Annotated in this window: 13 protein-coding genes; 7 read left to right on the top strand and 6 right to left on the bottom strand. The window is 71.1% G+C overall.

Annotated features, from left to right (window positions below):
• Nucleotides 1-309 precede the first annotated feature (309 nt).
• The 3 genes from KZ820_RS17050 to KZ820_RS17040 all read left to right on the top strand — a co-directional run bounded on the left by KZ820_RS17050 (nucleotide 310) and on the right by KZ820_RS17040 (nucleotide 6,252).
• Nucleotides 310-1,566, top strand: coding sequence for an efflux RND transporter periplasmic adaptor subunit (locus KZ820_RS17050; protein WP_219749888.1), 1,257 nt, complete (start codon nucleotides 310-312; stop codon nucleotides 1,564-1,566).
• A 79-nt stretch (nucleotides 1,567-1,645) separates the two neighbouring features.
• Complete coding sequence (locus KZ820_RS17045; protein WP_219749886.1) at nucleotides 1,646-4,828, top strand: efflux RND transporter permease subunit; 3,183 nt, start codon at nucleotides 1,646-1,648, stop codon at nucleotides 4,826-4,828.
• A 26-nt stretch (nucleotides 4,829-4,854) separates the two neighbouring features.
• Nucleotides 4,855-6,252, top strand: coding sequence for an efflux transporter outer membrane subunit (locus KZ820_RS17040; RefSeq protein WP_219749884.1), 1,398 nt, complete (start codon nucleotides 4,855-4,857; stop codon nucleotides 6,250-6,252).
• Between the two features lie 7 nt (nucleotides 6,253-6,259).
• Here the strand turns inward: KZ820_RS17040 and KZ820_RS17035 are convergent, their stop codons facing one another.
• The 3 genes from KZ820_RS17035 to thrC all read right to left on the bottom strand — a co-directional run bounded on the left by KZ820_RS17035 (nucleotide 6,260) and on the right by thrC (nucleotide 9,649).
• Nucleotides 6,260-6,685, bottom strand: a complete 426-nt coding sequence (locus KZ820_RS17035) for a DUF1810 domain-containing protein (protein WP_219749882.1) — start codon at nucleotides 6,683-6,685, stop codon at nucleotides 6,260-6,262.
• Nucleotides 6,686-7,376: 691 nt separating this feature from the next.
• Nucleotides 7,377-8,246 carry a class I SAM-dependent methyltransferase gene (locus tag KZ820_RS17030; protein ID WP_219749880.1) on the bottom strand — a complete coding sequence of 290 codons (870 nt, stop codon included), beginning with the start codon at nucleotides 8,244-8,246 and terminating at the stop codon, nucleotides 7,377-7,379.
• A 5-nt stretch (nucleotides 8,247-8,251) separates the two neighbouring features.
• The gene (gene thrC, locus KZ820_RS17025) at nucleotides 8,252-9,649 is read right to left on the bottom strand and encodes a threonine synthase (RefSeq protein ID WP_219749878.1); all 1,398 of its coding nucleotides are present in this window, start codon (nucleotides 9,647-9,649) and stop codon (nucleotides 8,252-8,254) included.
• A 97-nt stretch (nucleotides 9,650-9,746) separates the two neighbouring features.
• Between thrC and KZ820_RS17020 the strand changes: the two genes are divergently transcribed.
• Nucleotides 9,747-10,973: an SAM-dependent methyltransferase gene (locus KZ820_RS17020; RefSeq protein WP_219749876.1), complete on the top strand. Its 1,227-nt coding sequence runs from the start codon at nucleotides 9,747-9,749 to the stop codon at nucleotides 10,971-10,973.
• 112 nt (nucleotides 10,974-11,085) lie between these two features.
• Here the strand turns inward: KZ820_RS17020 and KZ820_RS17015 are convergent, their stop codons facing one another.
• Nucleotides 11,086-11,520 carry an EF-hand domain-containing protein gene (locus tag KZ820_RS17015; protein WP_219749874.1) on the bottom strand — a complete coding sequence of 145 codons (435 nt, stop codon included), beginning with the start codon at nucleotides 11,518-11,520 and terminating at the stop codon, nucleotides 11,086-11,088.
• A gap of 117 nt (nucleotides 11,521-11,637) precedes the next feature.
• Here KZ820_RS17015 and KZ820_RS17010 point away from each other — a divergent pair, with 117 nt between their 5' ends.
• Nucleotides 11,638-12,855: an argininosuccinate synthase gene (locus tag KZ820_RS17010; RefSeq protein ID WP_219749872.1), complete on the top strand. Its 1,218-nt coding sequence runs from the start codon at nucleotides 11,638-11,640 to the stop codon at nucleotides 12,853-12,855.
• A 217-nt stretch (nucleotides 12,856-13,072) separates the two neighbouring features.
• Here the strand turns inward: KZ820_RS17010 and KZ820_RS17005 are convergent, their stop codons facing one another.
• Both KZ820_RS17005 and KZ820_RS17000 read right to left on the bottom strand, forming a co-directional pair.
• Nucleotides 13,073-14,107 (bottom strand): GGDEF domain-containing protein, encoded by a 1,035-nt coding sequence (locus KZ820_RS17005; protein WP_219749870.1) that lies wholly within the window; start codon nucleotides 14,105-14,107, stop codon nucleotides 13,073-13,075.
• A 164-nt stretch (nucleotides 14,108-14,271) separates the two neighbouring features.
• The gene (locus KZ820_RS17000; RefSeq protein ID WP_219749868.1) at nucleotides 14,272-14,817 is read right to left on the bottom strand and encodes a peroxiredoxin; all 546 of its coding nucleotides are present in this window, start codon (nucleotides 14,815-14,817) and stop codon (nucleotides 14,272-14,274) included.
• A gap of 225 nt (nucleotides 14,818-15,042) precedes the next feature.
• On the opposite strand from KZ820_RS17000, the gene crtY reads away from it, so the two are divergent.
• The gene (gene crtY, locus KZ820_RS16995; RefSeq protein ID WP_219749866.1) at nucleotides 15,043-16,203 is read left to right on the top strand and encodes a lycopene beta-cyclase CrtY; all 1,161 of its coding nucleotides are present in this window, start codon (nucleotides 15,043-15,045) and stop codon (nucleotides 16,201-16,203) included.
• Nucleotides 16,200-17,672 (top strand): phytoene desaturase, encoded by a 1,473-nt coding sequence (locus KZ820_RS16990; RefSeq protein ID WP_219749864.1) that lies wholly within the window; start codon nucleotides 16,200-16,202, stop codon nucleotides 17,670-17,672. The genes crtY and KZ820_RS16990 overlap by 4 nt, the downstream gene beginning before the upstream one ends.
• Nucleotides 17,673-17,678 lie beyond the last annotated feature (6 nt).

The following is a 17,678-nucleotide window of genomic DNA, read 5'->3' as shown; positions in this document are numbered from 1 at the left end:
GTCGCTTTCTATACCAGACGGTATCGAAACGACGGTGGCCGCGTGCCCCCGTGCGATCGACGGAGCCGTTATGGATCCTCTTTCCATCCTCGAGTGTGCCGCGCCCTGATTCGGGGGCGGCGTCGCGTAACGATCTTTCCCTCTCCGCTCGCCGGGCACGTGCCCGCGTGACCGGACACGTCCGCCCTCGCCCGACGCGCTGCGTATCCCGCGCGTCGGAGCGCGGTCGGCCGCCCATCGCACAGGATACGTCTTCATGGCCGATCGCGCCTGCCTGAACCGTCCTCACGCCGTCGAGGAGACGCGCGCATGAACATGCATACCGCCATCGACCCCGCCGACTCGGTCGAGGCCGCGCCCGCGCCGCGCGCCAGCGCCGCCCGTCGCGCCGCCTGGATCGGCCTCCCGCTCGTCGCGGTGATCGGCGCCGCCACCTTGCTCCACCGCGAACAGCCCGCGGTCGCCGCGCCGCCGGCCCCCACCGTCACCGTCGCGCCGCCGCTCCAGCGCACCGTCGCCGAGTGGGACGATTACGTCGGCCGCTTCGAGCCGAGCCGCTCGGTCGAGGTGCGCCCGCGCGTCTCGGGCGCGATCAGCGCGGTGCATTTCACCGACGGCGCCACCGTCCGCGCCGGGCAGCTGCTCTTCACCATCGATCAGCGTCCCTTCGCCGCCGCGCTCGCCGAGGCGCAGGCGGGTGTCGCGACCGCGCGCAGCGACCTGCTGCTCGCGCGCGCCAACCTCGACCGCGCCGGCCGGCTCGTCGCCGAGGACGCGGTCTCCAAGGGCGAGCTCGATCAGCTCACCGCGCGCGTCCGCGCCGCCGGGGCGCAGCTCGCCGCCGCCGAGGCGCGGGTCCGCGCGCGCGCGCTCGACATGGAGTTCACCCAGGTGCGCGCGCCGATCGCGGGCCGCGTCTCGGACCGGCGCATCGACCCCGGCAACCTGGTCGCCGGCGGCGACACCAGCGGCACGCTGCTCACCACGATCAACGCGCTCGACCCGATCTATTTCGCCTTCGACGGCTCGGAGGCGCTGTTCCTCAAGAACAAGCGCGCGCGCGCCGCGGGCGTCTCCGCGCCCGAGGTCGACGTGCGGCTGCAGGACGAGGGTGACTATCGCTGGCACGGCCGGCTCGACTTCACCGACAACGGGCTCGACTCGCGCTCGGGAACGATCCGCAGTCGCGCGGTGCTGCGCAACCCGGACCAGTTCCTGACGCCGGGCATGTTCGGCAACATGCGGCTCGCCTCGGGCGCGACGACGCGCGCGCTGCTCGTCCCCGACGCCGCGGTGCAGACCGACCAGGCGCGCAAGACGCTGCTGACCGTTGGCGCCGACGGCACCGTGACCGCCAAGCCGGTGACGCTCGGCCCGGTGCTCGCCGGCCTGCGGATCGTGCGCAGCGGGATCTCGCCCAGCGACCGAGTCGTGATCAGCGGCACCCAGATGGCGATGCCGGGCACCAAGGTGCAGGTCCGCTCGGGCACGATCGCGCCGGCGAGCGGCGGCGACGCCCCGCCGGGCGCGGCGCCGATCACCGGCGAGGCCACCTTCACCTCCTGACCACGGCGGCGTCGGCGCCGTCCCCCGATCCGTCGCTTCCCAGCGGCCCCTATCCATCCTCGTACCCGGGGAGCCTGCCATGCGCCTCTCGCGCTTCTTCATCACCCGCCCGATCTTCGCGGGCGTCATCGCGGTGATCATCACCATCGTCGGCGCGATCGCCTATTCGGGTCTCCCCGTCGCGCAATACCCCGACATCGTGCCGCCGACGGTGACCGTCACCGCCAATTACCCCGGCGCCTCGGCCGAGACCGTGGCGGAGACCGTCGCCGCGCCGATCGAGCAGGAGATCAACGGCGTCGACAACATGCTGTACCAGTCGAGCCAGTCGACCGGCGACGGCAATCTGACGATCACCGTCACCTTCAAGATCGGCACCGACCTCGACGCCGCGCAGGTGCTCGTCCAGAACCGCGTCGCCGTCGCGGTGCCGCGGCTGCCCGAGGAGGTGCAGCGGCTCGGCGTCGTGACTCGCAAGACCAGCCCCGACTTCCTCATGGTCGTCAACCTGATCTCGCCCGACAAGTCGCTCGATCGCGGTTACATCTCCAACTACGCGCTGACCCAGGTGCGCGACCGCCTCGCGCGCATCGACGGCGTCGGCGACGTCCGCCTGTTCGGCAGCCGCGACTATGCGATGCGCGTGTGGATCGATCCCGGCCGCGCCGCCGCGCTCGACCTCACCGCGGGCGACATCGTCGCGGCGCTGCGCGCGCAGAACGTCCAGGTCGCGGCGGGCTCGCTCGGCCAGCCGCCCTATGGCAACGGCAACGCCTTCCAACTCAACGTCGAGACCCAGGGCCGGCTGGTCGACCCCAACCAGTTCGCCGACGTGGTGATCCGCACCGACGGCAGCGGTCGCCAGGTACGCGTGCGCGACGTCGCGCGCGTCGAGCTCGGCGCGCAGGACTATAATTCGAACACCTATCTCTCCGGCCAGCCGACCGTGATCGCGGCGGTGTTCCAGCGCCCCGGCTCGAACGCGCTCGCCGCCGCCGAGAAGGTGACCGCCGAGATGGAGGCGATGTCCAAGTCCTTTCCCAAGGGCCTGGAGTATCGCGTCATCTACAACCCCACCGAGTTCATCGCCCAGTCGGTCGACGCGGTGATCCACACCTTGTTCGAGGCGATGGTGCTCGTCGTGCTCGTCATCCTGGTGTTCCTCCAGAAGTGGCGCGCCGCGATCATCCCGATCGTCGCCATCCCGGTCTCGCTGGTCGGCACCTTCGCGGTGCTCGCCGCGGTCGGCTACTCGCTCAACACGCTCTCGCTGTTCGGGCTGGTGCTGGCGATCGGCATCGTCGTCGACGACGCGATCGTCGTGGTCGAGAATGTCGAGCGCAACCTCGAGCAGGGGCTCTCCCCGCTCGAGGCGGCCAAGGTGTCGATGGACGAGGTGTCGGGCGCGCTGGTCGCGATCGTGCTGGTGCTGTGCGCGGTGTTCGTGCCGACCTTGTTCCTCACCGGCCTCTCGGGCGCCTTCTACCAGCAGTTCGCGGTGACGATCGCCACCGCGACGGTGATCTCGCTGGTGGTGTCGCTGACGCTCTCGCCCGCGCTCGCCGCACTGCTGCTGCGCCCGCACGAGGCGCACGGCTCGGGCAACCGCGTCACCCGCGCGCTGCGCTCGGCCGGTGACTCGTTCAACCGCGCGTTCGAGCGGCTGAGCCTGGGCTATGCCAATCTCACCGCCAAGCTGGTGCGTGCGCCGAAGCGGATGATGGCGGTCTATGCCGGCCTCATCGCCGCGACCGTGGCGCTGTTCTGGGCGACGCCGACCGGCTTCATCCCCGCGCAGGACCAGGGCTATTTCCTCACCGTGGTGCAGCTGCCCGCGGGCGCCTCGGTCGAGCGCACCGACGCGGTGGTGCAGAAGGTCGCCAAGCGCATCCTGCCGCTCGCGGGGGTGAAGGGCGTCGTCATGCTCGCGGGCTTCGACGGCCCGTCGCAGACGCTCGCGCCCAACACCGCCGCGGCGTACGTGCCGCTCCAGTCCTTCGCCGAGCGCGAGAAGCTCGGCGTCACCTTCGCGGGCATCATGCAGAAGACGCGCGAGGTCACCGGCGACATCGACGAGGCGCGGATCCTCGTCGTGCCCCCGCCGTTGATCCAGGGCATCGGCTCGGCCGGCGGCTATCGCCTGATGGTGCAGGATCGCCAGGGCGCGGGCTATCAGGCGCTCGGCGCGGAGGCGGGCAAGCTGATCGGCGCCGCCAACCAGACCGAGGGGCTGGCGCAGGTCTACACCTTCTTCAACACCGCCACGCCGCGCATCTTCGCCGACGTCGACCGCGCCAAGTCGGACCTGCTCGGCGTGCCCCCGGCGCGTGTGTTCGAGGCGCTCCAGGTCTATCTCGGCAGCGCCTTCGTGAACGACTTCAACCTGATCGGCCGCACCTACCGTGTCACCGCCCAAGCCGACGCGCCGTTCCGCTCGACCCCGGCGGACATCGCCAACCTCAAGACCCGCTCGGCCTCGGGCGCGATGGTGCCGATCGGCTCGGTCGCGACCTTCCAGGACCGTACCGGCCCGTACCGCGTCACGCGCTACAACCTCTATCCCGCGGTCGAGGTCGACGGCGACACCGCGCCGGGTTACTCCTCGGGCCGCTCGCTGGTGACGATGGAGAAGCTGGCGCACGACACGCTGCCCTCGGGCTATGGCGCCGAGTGGACCGGCATCGCCTTCCAGCAGAAGGCGGCGGGCAACACCGCCGGGATCGTCTTCGCGTTGGCGGTCGTGTTCGTCTTCCTGGTGCTCGCGGCGCAATATGAGAGCCTGCTGCTGCCGCTCTCGATCGTGCTGATCGTGCCAATGTGCCTGCTCGCCGCGATGACGGGGGTTAACCTGCGCGGCATGGACAATAACGTGCTGACGCAGATCGGGCTGGTCGTGCTGATCGCGCTCGCCGCCAAGAACGCCATCCTGGTGGTCGAGTTCGCCAAGCAGGCGGAGGAGCGCGACGGTGTCAGCCCGGTCGAGGCCGCTGTGCAGGCGGCACAGGTGCGACTGCGGCCGATCCTGATGACCAGCTTCGCCTTCATCCTCGGCACCGTGCCGCTGCTGATCGCGACCGGCGCGGGCGCCGAGCTGCGCCAGGCGCTGGGCACCGCGGTGTTCTTCGGGATGATCGGGGTGACCGGCTTCGGGCTGATCTTCACGCCGACCTTCTACGTGGTGTGTCGCGCGCTCGGCGCGCGGCTCGCCCGGCGCCGGCTTGCGCGCCGCGACGACGACGCCGCGCTCCAGCCCGCCGAGTGACTCCTGCTACGGAAACGAGAGAGACGATGATCAAGCATTGGCTCGCCGCCACCGCCACGCTGGCGCTCGCCGCCTGCGCCGCCGGCCCCGACTATCGCGCCCCCGCCACCGCGGCGAGCGCGGCCGCTCCCTTCCTCGGCACCGGCGGGCCGACGCTCGCCGCCGCGCCCGACGATCACTGGTGGCGGCTGTACGACGATCCCGTGCTCAACGGGCTGGTCGAGTCGGCGCTCGCCGCCAACACCGACGTGCGCGTCGCCACCGCGCGGCTCGAGCGCGCGCGCGCGTCGCTCCGCGAGGTACGCAACGATCGCACCCCGCAGGCGACGCTCGGTGCCAGCGGGACCTACAACCGCTTCTCGCAGGCGCAGCGCCCGCCCGGGGTGAGCGGTGAGACCTGGCTGATCGACGGCGGGCTCGACGTCTCCTACGAGGTCGACCTGTTCGGCCGAGTCTCGCGCGGGGTCGAGGCGGCGCGCGGCGACGTCGCCGCGGCCGCCGCCGACGCCGACGCGGTGCGGGTCGCGGTGGTGGCGGACACCACGCGCGCTTATGCCGACGCCGCCGCCGCGGCGGCGCGGATCGCGGTGGCGGAGCGGATCGTCGCCTTGCTCGACCGCCAGGTCGGCACCACCGAGCGCCGCACCGAGGCGGGGCTGACCACCCCGCTCGACACCGCGCGGATCGCCGCGCTGCGGGACCAGCGCCGCGCCGACATCCCCTCGCTCGTTGCCGAGCGCCAGGCGGCTTTGTTCCGGCTGGCGACGCTGACCGGGCGCACCCCGCAGGAACTCCCTCCGGTGGCGGGCGAGCGCGCCACCGCGCTGCGGATCGAGCAGGCCATCCCGGTCGGCGACGGCGCGGCCCTGCTCGCGCGCCGCCCCGACGTGCGTGCCGCCGAGCGCCGCCTCGCCGCCGCCACCGCGCGGATCGGGGTGGCCACCGCCGACCTCTACCCGCGCATCACTTTAGGCGGCTCGGTCGGGCAGACCAGCACCGGCTTCGGTAACCTCTTCGGCGCGGGGCCGCTCAACTTCCTGCTCGGGCCGTTGCTCAACTGGGCGGTCAACCCGGGCAAGGCGCGCGCGCGCGTCGCCGGCGCCGAGGCCGACACGCGCGCCGCGCTCGCCACCTTCGACGGGACGGTGCTGACCGCGCTGGGCGAGACCGAGACCGCGCTGTCCAATTACGCGCGCTCGCTCGAGCGCCGCGCCGCGCTCCAGCAGGCGCTCGGCCAGGCCGATCGCGCCGCGCGGATCACGCGCGCGCAACGCCGCGAGGGGCAGATCGACAGCCTGTCGCAGCTCGACGCCGAGCGCACGCTCGCCGACGCCCAGGCCGCGTTGGCTTTGCAGGACCAGCTGGTGGCGGACGCGCAGGTCGACCTGTTCCGCGCGCTCGGCGGGCGCTGGAGCGCGGCGTGACGTGAGGTCAGCGCTCGAGCAGCCGCAGCGTCGCGGGATCGGGTGAGTCGAAGAAGGCGTCGAGCGTCTCGCGCACCGCGTCCGGTGCACCAGCCCGGTCGAACAGCGTCAGCGACGAGCGCAGTTTGATCGCGTCGATCCCGCCCATGATCGCGGCGGCGTCGTGGCCACGGTGCGCCAGCAGCGCCGCGGCGCTCTCGGCGTAGCGTGCCCCGAGCAACGGGTGCGCGAGATAGGCGCGCGCTTCAGCGAGGTCACGGATGGCGTAGCGCCGCGCCATGTCGCTGTGGCCGAGGCCGGCGATCTGCGGGAAGATGTACCACATCCAGTGGCTGCACTTGGCGCCGGTGCGGAGCTCGGCGAGCGCGGTGGCATAGCTGGTCGCCTGCGCGGCGACGAAGCGATCGAGTGTCGGGTCGGCGTTGCGGTCCATGCCGCGGGCAACGCGTGCCGCACGACGCGGTGCCGTGATCAGGCGATCACGGCACTCGCGACGTCGACGTAGATCAGCAGCGCGGTGGTGGCGAAGCTGGCGGCGGTGAGCAGCAGCGCGTGCGGCAGCGAGGGCAGGCGGGTCATCGTCACGGCTCCGCTCAGGCGATCGGCAGGACGGGGACGGCGGCGCCGACCATCAACGCGGCGACGGTGAACGCGGCGACGACGGTGGCGAGCGGGCGGGCGAGATCGGCGAAACGAGCGGTCATGGTGGGTCTCCCTGGTGGGGCTCGGCCGGGACATCCGGTCGATGCCAGCCACTTTGCAGGAGGCGTGCCAAGTCGAGAAAACGGCGGAAATAGGCGGCTTTCTGATGAGGCGGTCAGTGGGATGGCGGATTCCGCCTGCGTGATCCGGCGGGATTGGCCAAAGGTTGGCAGCGTCCGGTGGGACTTGTTCTTTGAACGCGCCCCCTTTCCGTCATTCCCGCGAGGGCGGGACTCCAGACGCACAGCGCCGGTGGTGGAGCCGCGCCGTCAGCGCGTCTGGATTCCCGCCCCCGCGGGGATGACGGGGGAGGTGTCGCGCCCGTCAGTCGAGATGGCGCACGGCGCTCGTGGCATGCGGGCGCAGGCGGGTGGCCGTCGCCGGTCCGCTCAGCGGGGTCGCTCCTGCGCCGAGCTTTGACCCTACCGTGACCACCGCGCCCAGATCGCGGTCGGCAGCGCCAGCCCGCGCGCTTCCTCGCGCACCGCCAGCTCGCCCGCCTCGATCGTGCCGGGCAGGTCGGCGAAGGCCTGGCGCAGCATCTCGCCGATCGCCAGCGCCGACATGCGCACGGCATAGACGGTGAGGAACAGGTAACGCGACTCGGCGTCGAGCAGCCGGCGGCAGTCGGCGATCAGGCCGGGCAGGTCCTCCTCCAGCCGCCACACCTCGCCGGTCGGCCCGCGGCCGTATTTGGGCGGGTCGAGCAGGATACCGTCATAGCGCCGCCCTCGCCGCACCTCGCGCGCGACGAACTTGGCGGCGTCGTCGATGATCCAGCGCACCGGCGCGTCGCTCAGCCCCGAGAGCAGCGCATTGCCGCGCGCCGCCTCGACCGACTTCTTCGAGGCGTCGACGTGCACCATCCGCGCGCCCTCGCTCGCCAGCGCCAGCGTGCCCACGCCGGTATAGCCGAACAGGTTGAGGCACTCGGGCGAGCCCGTTCCGGCGAGCCGCACGCGCATCCACGCCCACACCGGCGCCATGTCGGGGAAGAAGCCGAGGTGGCGGAACGGCGTGGTCTGCGCGGTGAAGCGCACCTTGTCCCACGTCAGCGGCCAACCCTCGCGCGGCACCGGCTCGCTGAAATCCCAGCGTCCCCCGCCCTCCTCGTCGCTGCCCGGCACGAAGGCGCCGTGCGCGCGCCAGTCGTCGCGCGCCGGCGCCCAGAGCGCCTGCGGCTCGGGGCGGATGAAGCGGAAGCGGCCGTAGCGCTCGAGCTTGCGCCCGTTGCCCGAATCGATCAGCCCGTAATCGGCCCAGGGCTCCCCGGTGAGCGTGACGAGGTCCATGCCCCTCAGCCGCGCGGGACGGCGTGCGCCGCGACGTGCGCGCTCACCGCGGCATAGGTGGCGTCGAGCGTGACGCAGCGCTCCTCGCGCTCGAACAGGTCGCCGACGCGCGCCGGCAGCGACGGGCGCACCCCGGTGGCGCGCTCGACCGCGTCGCCGAACTTGGCAGGGTGCGCGGTGGCGAGCGTCATCATCGGCACGTCGGGCGCGAGGTGACGCCGCGCCGCCGCCAGCGCGATCGCGGTGTGGGGGTCGATCACCTGCCCGGCACGCTCGCAGGCGTGGCGCATCGCCAGCGCCATGCCGTCCGGGTCGACTCGCTCACCGACGAACAGCCCGGCCGCGCCCTCGCGCTGCGCGTTGCTCAGCCGCATCGCGCGCTCCGCCTCGAAGCCGCGCATCTGCGTCGCCAGGGCGCCGCCGTCGCGCCCGCCGAGATCGTACAGCAGCCGCTCGAAATTGCTCGAGACCTGGATGTCCATCGATGGCGTCGCGGTCGGCACCACCTCGCGGCTGGAATAATCGCCGGTGGTGAGCGCGCGCGCGAGGATATCGTTGACGTTGGTGGCGACCACCAGCTTCGCCACCGGCAGCCCCATGCGCGCCGCGACATAGCCGGCGAAGACGTCGCCGAAATTGCCGGTCGGCACGCTGAACGCCACCGCGCGTGCGGGTGCGCCGAGCCGCACCGCGGCGTAGAAGTAATAGACCACCTGCGCCATCAGCCGCGCCCAGTTGATCGAGTTCACCGCGGAGAGGCGGAAACGCCCGGCGAAGGCGGCGTCGTTGAACATCGCCTTCACCAGCGCCTGGGCGGTGTCGAAGTCGCCGCGGATCGCGATATTGTGGACGTTGGGCGCGCCCACCGTGGTCATCTGCCGGCGCTGCACCTCGCTCACGCGCCCCTCGGGGTGGAGCATGAAGATGTCGATGCCCGCGCGCCCCGCCACCGCGTCGATCGCGGCCGAGCCGGTGTCGCCGCTGGTGGCGCCGATGATCGTCAGATGCTCGGTCGTGCCGGTGAGGAAGCGCTCGAACAGCAGTCCCAGCAGCTGGAGCGCGACGTCCTTGAAGGCCAGCGTCGGCCCGTGGAACAGCTCGAGCAGCCACTGGTCATGGTCGAGCTGGACGAGCGGGGTCACCGCGTCATGCGCGAACCGGCCGTAAGCGGTGTCGCACAGCGCGCGCAGCTCGTCCTCGCTCAGCGATCCCGCGACGAAGGGCGCCATCACCGTCGCCGCGGTCTCGGCGTAGCTCTTGCCCGCCAGCGCGGCGATCTGCTCATCGGAGAGCGTCGGCCAGCTCTCGGGAACGTAGAGCCCGCCGTCGGCGGCGAGGCCGGCGAGCGTCGCGCCCGCGAAGTCGAGCGTGGGGGCGGTGCCGCGAGTGCTGACGTAGCGCATGGGAAAGGTCGCCTAGAGCGCGGCGCGCGCGTGCGCAACGCTCGCCGACTCACCGAGGCTATGGATTGCGCGATGCAACCTTATTAGCAGAGGTCGGATGGCACTCATCGACGTCTTCCTCAGCCGCGCGATCAAGCGCGGGCGCCTCACCCTCACCAAGCCCGACGGCAGCACCGCCACCTTCGGCAGCGACGATCCCGCGCTCAAGCCCGTCGCGATCCGCATCACCGACCGTTCGGTGTATCGCGCGCTCGTTGCCGACCCCGCACTCGGCGCGGGCGAGTCGTTCATGGACGGCAAGCTGATCGTCGAGCAGGGCGATATCCTCGACCTGCTGCTGCTCGCCACCGCGAACAGCCGCTGGGAGAATGGCGTCAACCGGCTCGCCGCCAACCGCTGGCGCACGGTCAAGGGCCAGATCCGCCATCGCCTCACCGGCAATCAGGCCAAGGCGTCGAAGCGCAACGTCGCGCATCACTACGATCTGTCGGATCGGCTGTACGACCTCTTCCTCGACGCCGACAAACAGTACAGCTGCGCCTATTACACCGATCCGACCAACTCGCTCGAGCAGGCGCAGGCCGACAAGAAGGCGCATATCGTCGCCAAGCTGGCGCTCAAGCCGGGCATGCGCGTGCTCGACATCGGCTGCGGCTGGGGCGGCATGGCGCTCTACATCCACGCCAAGACCGGCGCCGAGGTGCTGGGCATCACGCTCTCCGAGGAGCAGCTCAAGGTCGCGCGCCGCCGCGCCGAGGAAGCGGGCGTCGCCGACAAGGTGAAGTTCGAGCTGATCGACTATCGCGCGCTGGAGGGGCCGTTCGACCGCATCGTCTCGGTCGGCATGTTCGAACATGTCGGCGTGCGCAACTTCCGCACCTATCTCAGCAAGTGTCGCGACCTGCTGACTCCGGACGGCGTCATGCTGCTCCACACGATCGGGCGCGCCGACGGGCCTAACTTCACCGACAAGTTCACCGACAAGTACATCTTCCCCGGCGGCTATATCCCCGCGCTATCCGAGGTGCTGGAGGCCAACGAGTTCATCCGCTGGTTCGTCACCGACGTCGAGGTGCTGCGGATGCATTATGCCATGACGCTGCGCGCCTGGTACGAGCGCACCGTCGCCGAGCGCGACGCGATCGTCGCGCTGTACGACGAGCGCTTCTTCCGCATGTGGACCTTCTATCTGGCGGGCGCGATCGTCTCGTTCACCAACGGGCCGCTGGTGAACTACCAGATCCAATTCAGCCGCGATCGGTTCGGCCTGCCGCTGACGCGCGACTACATGATCGAGGAGGAGCGGCGGCTGCGGGGCGCGTAGGAACGGTCACGAGGCCCTATCGGTCGTGCTCCCGCGTAAGCGAGGGCCCAGCACCGCAAGCGAAACCTCCCGTCATTCCGGGCTCCTGCGTCCGCAGGAGCACCGGACGGCGTCACTTCTTCGGCGCCGCCCCGCCCTTGGCCACACCGTCCGCCATGGCGCGGGCGCGCGCGGCCTCGGCGGCGTCCACCTTCCCGTCATGGTTGAGGTCATAGGCCGAGAAGACCGCACCCATCAGCTGGTCCGACTCCGCGCGGCTCAGCCGCCCGTCCTTGTCGAGATCGCCGCGCGCCATCACCAGCGCCGCGACTCGCTTGGCATGGACCGCGTCGAGCGTCTTGCCGCGGATCTTCATCTTGGCCACCCGCCCTTCCAGCTCGGCGAGCGAGAGATAGCCGTCCTTGTTCGTGTCCGACGCGGCGAACTCGGAGTCGAGCTTGGCGGTGGCGGTGGCGCGAGTCTCCTGCCCCATGGCGGCGACCGTCAGCGCCGGCGTGGCGAGCAGCGCGACGAGCGCGGCGGCGAGCGTGGTGTGCGTCCTCAGCATGCGCGGCGGCTTGGCGGCGGGCGCTTGTACGCGCGGTGAACGGTCGCGCGCGGCGCCACTGCAGTTGCCTCTCGCGGCGCGCTCGCGTAGCGCCCGCGCGCGAAAGGAGCCTGCCCCATGACCGACCAGATCAAGCGTGTCGTCCTCGCTTATTCCGGAGGACTCGACACCAGCGTGATCCTGAAATGGCTCCAGACCGAATATCAGTGCGAGGTGGTGACCTTCACCGCCGATCTGGGCCAGGGTGAGGAGCTCGAGCCCGCGCGCGCCAAGGCCGAGCTGATGGGGATCAAGCGCGAGCACATCTTCATCGACGACCTGCGCGAGGAGTTCGTGCGCGACTACGTCTTCCCGATGATGCGCGCCAACGCGCTGTACGAGGGGCTCTACCTGCTCGGCACCTCGATCGCGCGGCCGCTCATCGCCAAGCGCCAGATCGAGATCGCGGCGCAGGTCGGCGCCGACGCGGTGAGCCACGGCGCCACCGGCAAGGGCAACGACCAGGTCCGCTTCGAGCTCGGCTATTACGCGCTCAACCCCGACATCAAGGTGATCGCGCCGTGGCGCGAGTGGGATCTCACCAGCCGCTCCAGGCTGATCGAGTTCGCCGAGGCGCACCAGATCCCGGTGAGCAAGGACAAGCGCGGCGAGGCACCCTTTTCCACCGACGCCAATTTGCTCCACACCTCGTCCGAGGGGAAGGTGCTGGAGGATCCGTGGGACGAGGTGCCCGATTACGTCTACTCGCGCACGGTCAATCCCGAGGACGCGCCCGACACCCCCGAGACGATCACGATCGACTTCGAGCGCGGCGACGGTGTCGCGGTCAACGGCGAGGCGTGCTCGCCCGCGACGCTGCTGGCCAAGCTCAACGAGCTCGGGCGCAAGCACGGCATCGGCCGGCTCGACCTGGTCGAGAATCGCTTCGTCGGCATGAAGAGCCGCGGCATGTACGAGACGCCGGGCGGCACGATCTACGCGCTGGCGCACCGTGGCATCGAGCAGATCACGCTCGACCGCGGCGCCGCGCACCTCAAGGACGAGCTGGCGCCGCGCTACGCCGAGCTGGTGTACAACGGCTTCTGGTTCTCGCCCGAGCGCGAGATGCTCCAGGCCGCGGTCGATCACTCGCAGGCCAAGGTGACCGGCACGGTGCGGCTCAAGCTGTACAAGGGCCAGGCGGTGGTGACCGGGCGCAAGTCGCCGCACTCGCTCTACTCGGAGAAGGTGGTGACCTTCGAGGACGACCAGGGCGCCTATGACCAGCGCGACGCGGCGGGCTTCATCAAGCTCAACGCGCTGCGCCTGCGCCTGCTCGGTCGGCGCGATCGGTGACGATGCGGGAGGGGCGGACGCGGTAAGCGCGTTCCTCCCTCTTCCTCGCTCCCGCCACTCCACTCATCCGTCATCCCGGACTTGTTTCGGGATGACGGCAGGTGAGGGGCGTTCCGGTTTGCGCCCGAGCGATCAAGAGCGTGAACAGAGGCTGGCGACCACCACCTCAGAACAGCGAGAGGTCGGCAGCGTCGAGATGACGAGGCTGCCCCCCCCGCTACGCCACGATCGTCCGCGCGCGTCCCTGCTCCTTCGCCCGGTAGAGCGCGGCGTCGGCGCGCGCCACCAGCGCGGCGCGGCCTTCGCTCGCCGCCCCCGCCGTCACGCCCGCCGAGAAGGAGACGGTGCCGATCGGTTCGCCGGTCTCGCGCACGCGCAGCCGGCGTTCGCCGATATGCGCGCGCACCCGATCGATGCGCGCCGCCGCCTCGTCGGGGGTCACGCCCTCGAACAGCATCGCGAACTCCTCGCCGCCGTAGCGCGCCACCAGGCAGCCGCCCTCGTCCGCCAGCGTTCGCGCGACGGTGCGGATCACGCGATCGCCCACGGGATGGCCGAAGCTGTCGTTGATCCGCTTGAAATGATCGATGTCGCACATCGCGACGATCACAAGCGCCCCCGGCGCGAGCGCGGCGAAGGCCTCGTCGAAGGCGCGACGATTCGGCAGTTCGGTCAACGGATCGGTGCGCGCCGAGCCGCGTGCCTCGTCCAAGGCGGCGCGCAGCTCCTCGGTCTCGCGGCGCGTGCTCTCCAGCTTGGCTTCGGCGTGCTGGACGCGCTCGATCATCGCCGCGGTGAGCCGGCTGATCTCCTCCACCCCGGCGCCGGCGCCGACGTCGCGCATCTCGGCCGCCGATCGCGCCAGATCGCGGCCGAAGTCGTTGGCCTCGGCGTGCGCGATCCGCACCGTGTCGCCGAAACCGTCGAGCTGATGGAGCACGCGCTCGATCATCGCCTCCTGCGTGGCGGCGTCGGCGGTCATCTCGGCATCGTCGGCGAGCGCCGCGGGCGCCCCGCCCAGCGCCGTGCCGCCGAGCTGCTCGATGTCGCGCGCGGTCAGCCGCACGCCGCCGTCGGTCAGCTCGGCGACGCGGCGCGCGATCAGCCCGTCGGGCTGCGCGATCACGGCATAAGCGAAGGCATAATGCGCCGGTTCGGGGCTGAGCCGGTGCGCCGACAGGAACGCGCCGACGCGGGTGAACAGCCGGTCGCCCGCCGTCGCCTGCCGCCCGTCGACCGCCCTGCTCGCCACCCGCTCGCCCCCGATCGGCTCCTGTCGAGCCGCGCCTCGCCCTGACCGGCACGCCCCCACGCGCCGACGGCGCGCCACCCATCGCGACCCGCCGGATCGGGACGCTAGCGCCCGACTCGCTAAGATATGGTGACTCGGCGTTGACCGCGCCGAGTCCGGCGCGATCAGCCCTGCTTGAGCTTCTGCACCGCGGCGAGCGTCAGCGCGACATGCTCGGCGGGGTTCATGTCGTCGTGGACGAAGACGACCTTGCCGTCGCGGCCAATGACGTAGCTGGTGCGACTGGTGACGCTCTTGCCCTTTACCGCGCGGCCGAGCGCGACGTCATAGCCCGCCACCACCTTGGGGCCGGCGCTGGCAACCGCGAACTTGCCCGCGCACTCGCTCGACGAGAAACGCTGCAGGTCCTCGACGTTGTCGGCGGACATGCCGATCACGGTCGCGCCCGCGGCGCGGAAGGCGTCGACCTTCTCGGCGAAGGCGCGCGCCTCGGCGTTGCAGCCCGAGGTGAAGGCGGCGGGGAAGAAATACAGCACCACCGGACCGCGGCGGAGCTGCTCGCGCAGGCTGATCGGCACCACCTTGCCCGCGATCGCGCCGCGGGTGGAGAAATCGGGCGCCGCGGCGCCGGGCTTGAGCGTCGCCGCGGCCGGCACGGCGAAGGCGGCGGTGAGAGCGGCGGTGACGGCGGTGAGAACGGCGCGGCGCATGGCGGTCGGCTCCAGCAGGATGAGGCATATCCTGTAGCGCGCTCCTGCACGGTAGGACAGGGGCGGCGGCGGGGCTGTTCCAGTCCTCTCCGTCATCGCGTGCTTGACCCGGATGACGGCGCGGGTGGCGCGCCCTCGCATCACCGTTACCTCCGCCCTCCTCCTTCCCCCCTCCGGCACCTCACCGGGCTTCCCCGCGGGGCTGCGATAGGTTAGCGCCGGACCATGCCCGCGACCCACAGATGTGACCTGGCGATCGTCGGCGGCGGGCTCGCCGGAGCGCTGATCGCGCTGGCGGTCCACGCGCGTCATCCCCTGCTCGACGTCCGGCTGATCGAGGCGGGCGAGGCGATCGGCGGCAACCATCTCTGGTCCTTCTTCGGCGGCGACGTCGCGCGCGCCGACCGGCACCTGATCGCGCCGCTGGTGGCACATGCCTGGCCGAGCTACGACGTGCGCTTCCCCGCGCACGCGCGCCACCTCGCGCAGGCCTATTACTCCGTTCGCTCGACCGGGCTCGACTCGCACGTCCGCGCCACGCTGCCGCGCCGCGCGCTGATGACCGGGCGGCGCGTGCTGGCGTGCAGCCCCACCGCGGTGGTCTTCGCCAACGGCGACCGGCTGACCGCCGCCGGCGTGATCGACGCGCGCGGCGCCGGCGATCTCGCGGCGCTCGACTGCGGCTGGCAGAAGTTCGTCGGCCATGAGCTGCGCGTCGCCGGGGCACACGGCGTCACCCGCCCGGTGGTGATGGACTCGACCGTGGCGCAGATCGACGGCTATCGCTTCGTCTACCTGCTGCCCTTCGCCGCCGACCGGCTGCTGGTGGAGGACACCTATTACAGCGACTCGCCCACGCTTGACGTCGCCTCGGTGGCGGCGCGGGTGGAGCGCTACGCCGCCGACAAGGGGTGGAGCGTCACCGAGACGATCCACCGCGAGCAGGGCGTGCTGCCGGTGGTCTATGGCGGCGATTTCGAAGGCTATTGGCGCAGCGGCGGGAGCAAGCTGGCCAAGGCGGGCGTTCGGGCGGGGCTGTTCCATCCCACCACGGGCTATTCGCTGCCCGACGCGGTGCGGCTGGCGCAGCTGGTCGCGGCGCAGCACGACTTCTCGGGTGCGGCGCTCCACGATCTCACTTACTCCTATGCGGCGCGGCTGTGGGCGGCGCGGCGCTTCTATCGGATGCTCGACCTCATGCTCTTCAAGGCCGCCGACCCCGACCAGCGCTACCGCGTGCTGGAACGCTTCTACCGCCTGCCGGCGCCCTTGGTGGCGCGCTTCTACGCGGCGCGCTCGACCGCGCTCGACAAGGCGCGTGTGCTGAGCGGCCGCCCGCCCGTGCCGCTCGGCCGCGCGATCGCCGCGCTGCGGGGCGCGGCATGACGCGCGCGGTGGTGGTCGGCGCCGGCTTCGGCGGGCTGGCGCTAGCGATCCGGCTGCAGTCGGCCGGAGTCGAGACGATCGTGCTCGAGTCACGCGACAAGCCCGGCGGGCGCGCCTATGTGTGGCAGCGCGACGGCTTCACCTTCGACGCCGGGCCGACCGTGATCACCGACCCGGCCTGTCTCGAGGAGCTCTGGACGCTCTCGGGCCAGACCATGGCGAGCGACGTCGCGCTGGAGGCGGTACAGCCCTTCTATCGGCTCAACTGGCCCGACGGCACCAATTTCGACTATACCAACGACGACACGGTGCTGCGCGCCGAGATCGCCAAGCTCAACCCGGCCGACGTCGCCGGCTACGCGCGCTTCCTGGACTATTCCGCCGGCGTCTACCGCGAAGGCTATGAGAAGCTCGGCAATGTCGCGTTCCTCGACTTCGCCTCGATGATCAAGGCGGCGCCGGCGCTGGCCAAATACCAGGCGTGGCGCTCGGTCTACTCGATCGTCTCCAAGTTCGTGGCCGACGAGCGGCTGCGCCAGGCGTTGTCGTTCCACACCCTGCTGGTGGGCGGCAACCCAATGACGACCAGCGCGATCTACGCGCTGATCCACAAGCTGGAGCGCGACGGCGGCGTGTGGTTCGCGCGCGGCGGCACCAACCGGCTGATCGCGGGCATGGTGGCGTTGTTCGAGCGGCTGGGCGGCACGCTGCGGCTGAACGACGCGGTGACGCGGATCGAGACGCTGGGCGACCGCGTCACCGCGGTGGAGACCGCCAGCGGCTGGAACACACCGACCGACATGCTCGCCGCCAACGCCGACATCCTCCACGTCTACCGCGACCTGCTGCCCGGCTCGGGCGCGGCCAAGCGGACCGCGGCGAAGCTCGAACGCAAGCGCTACTCGCCCTCGCTGTTCGTGGTGCACTTCGGGATCAAGGGCAGCTGGCCCGGCATCCCGCACCACATGATCCTGTTCGGCCCGCGCTATAAGGGGCTGCTCGACGACATCTACGACCACGGCGTGCTGAGCGAGGATTTCTCGCTCTACCTTCACCACCCCACCGTGACCGACCCGAGCCTCGCGCCCGAGGGCTGCTCGACCTTCTACGCGCTCGCGCCGGTGCCGCACATGGGCAAATACACCGGCGACTGGGAGACGGTGCGCCCGATCCTGGAGCAGCGCATCCTCGACGAGGTCGGGCGCCGGCTGATCCCGGACATCCACGACCGGATCGTCACGAAGTTCAGCTACGCGCCGACCGACTTCGCGGCGGACCTCAACGCGCATCTCGGCAGCGCCTTCTCGCTCGAGCCGGTGCTGACGCAGAGCGCCTATTTCCGCGTCCACAACCGCGACGACTCCATCCCCAACCTGTATTTCGTCGGCGCGGGCACGCATCCGGGCGCTGGCATTCCCGGCGTGGTGGGCAGTGCGAAGGCGACCGCGGCGCTGATGCTCGGGCGGTAAGGGACG

Source organism: Sphingomonas citri, from assembly GCF_019429485.1.
In the GTDB taxonomy this organism is placed as follows: Bacteria; Pseudomonadota; Alphaproteobacteria; order Sphingomonadales; family Sphingomonadaceae; genus Sphingomonas; species Sphingomonas citri.
Note: the sequence above shows the minus strand (reverse complement) of the source record. Positions and strands in the feature narration are given on the sequence as shown.

Coding starts and splice junctions, on each gene's coding strand:
- KZ820_RS17050 (WP_219749888.1), top strand. CDS start 310: ATGAACATGCATACCGCCATCGACCCCGCCGACTCGGTCGAGGCCGCG.
- KZ820_RS17040 (WP_219749884.1), top strand. CDS start 4,855: ATGATCAAGCATTGGCTCGCCGCCACCGCCACGCTGGCGCTCGCCGCC.
- KZ820_RS17035 (WP_219749882.1), bottom strand. CDS start 6,685: ATGGACCGCAACGCCGACCCGACACTCGATCGCTTCGTCGCCGCGCAG.
- KZ820_RS16990 (WP_219749864.1), top strand. CDS start 16,200: ATGACGCGCGCGGTGGTGGTCGGCGCCGGCTTCGGCGGGCTGGCGCTA.
- KZ820_RS17045 (WP_219749886.1), top strand. CDS start 1,646: ATGCGCCTCTCGCGCTTCTTCATCACCCGCCCGATCTTCGCGGGCGTC.
- thrC (WP_219749878.1), bottom strand. CDS start 9,649: ATGCGCTACGTCAGCACTCGCGGCACCGCCCCCACGCTCGACTTCGCG.
- KZ820_RS17020 (WP_219749876.1), top strand. CDS start 9,747: ATGGCACTCATCGACGTCTTCCTCAGCCGCGCGATCAAGCGCGGGCGC.
- KZ820_RS17000 (WP_219749868.1), bottom strand. CDS start 14,817: ATGCGCCGCGCCGTTCTCACCGCCGTCACCGCCGCTCTCACCGCCGCC.
- KZ820_RS17015 (WP_219749874.1), bottom strand. CDS start 11,520: ATGCTGAGGACGCACACCACGCTCGCCGCCGCGCTCGTCGCGCTGCTC.
- KZ820_RS17030 (WP_219749880.1), bottom strand. CDS start 8,246: ATGGACCTCGTCACGCTCACCGGGGAGCCCTGGGCCGATTACGGGCTG.
- crtY (WP_219749866.1), top strand. CDS start 15,043: ATGCCCGCGACCCACAGATGTGACCTGGCGATCGTCGGCGGCGGGCTC.
- KZ820_RS17010 (WP_219749872.1), top strand. CDS start 11,638: ATGACCGACCAGATCAAGCGTGTCGTCCTCGCTTATTCCGGAGGACTC.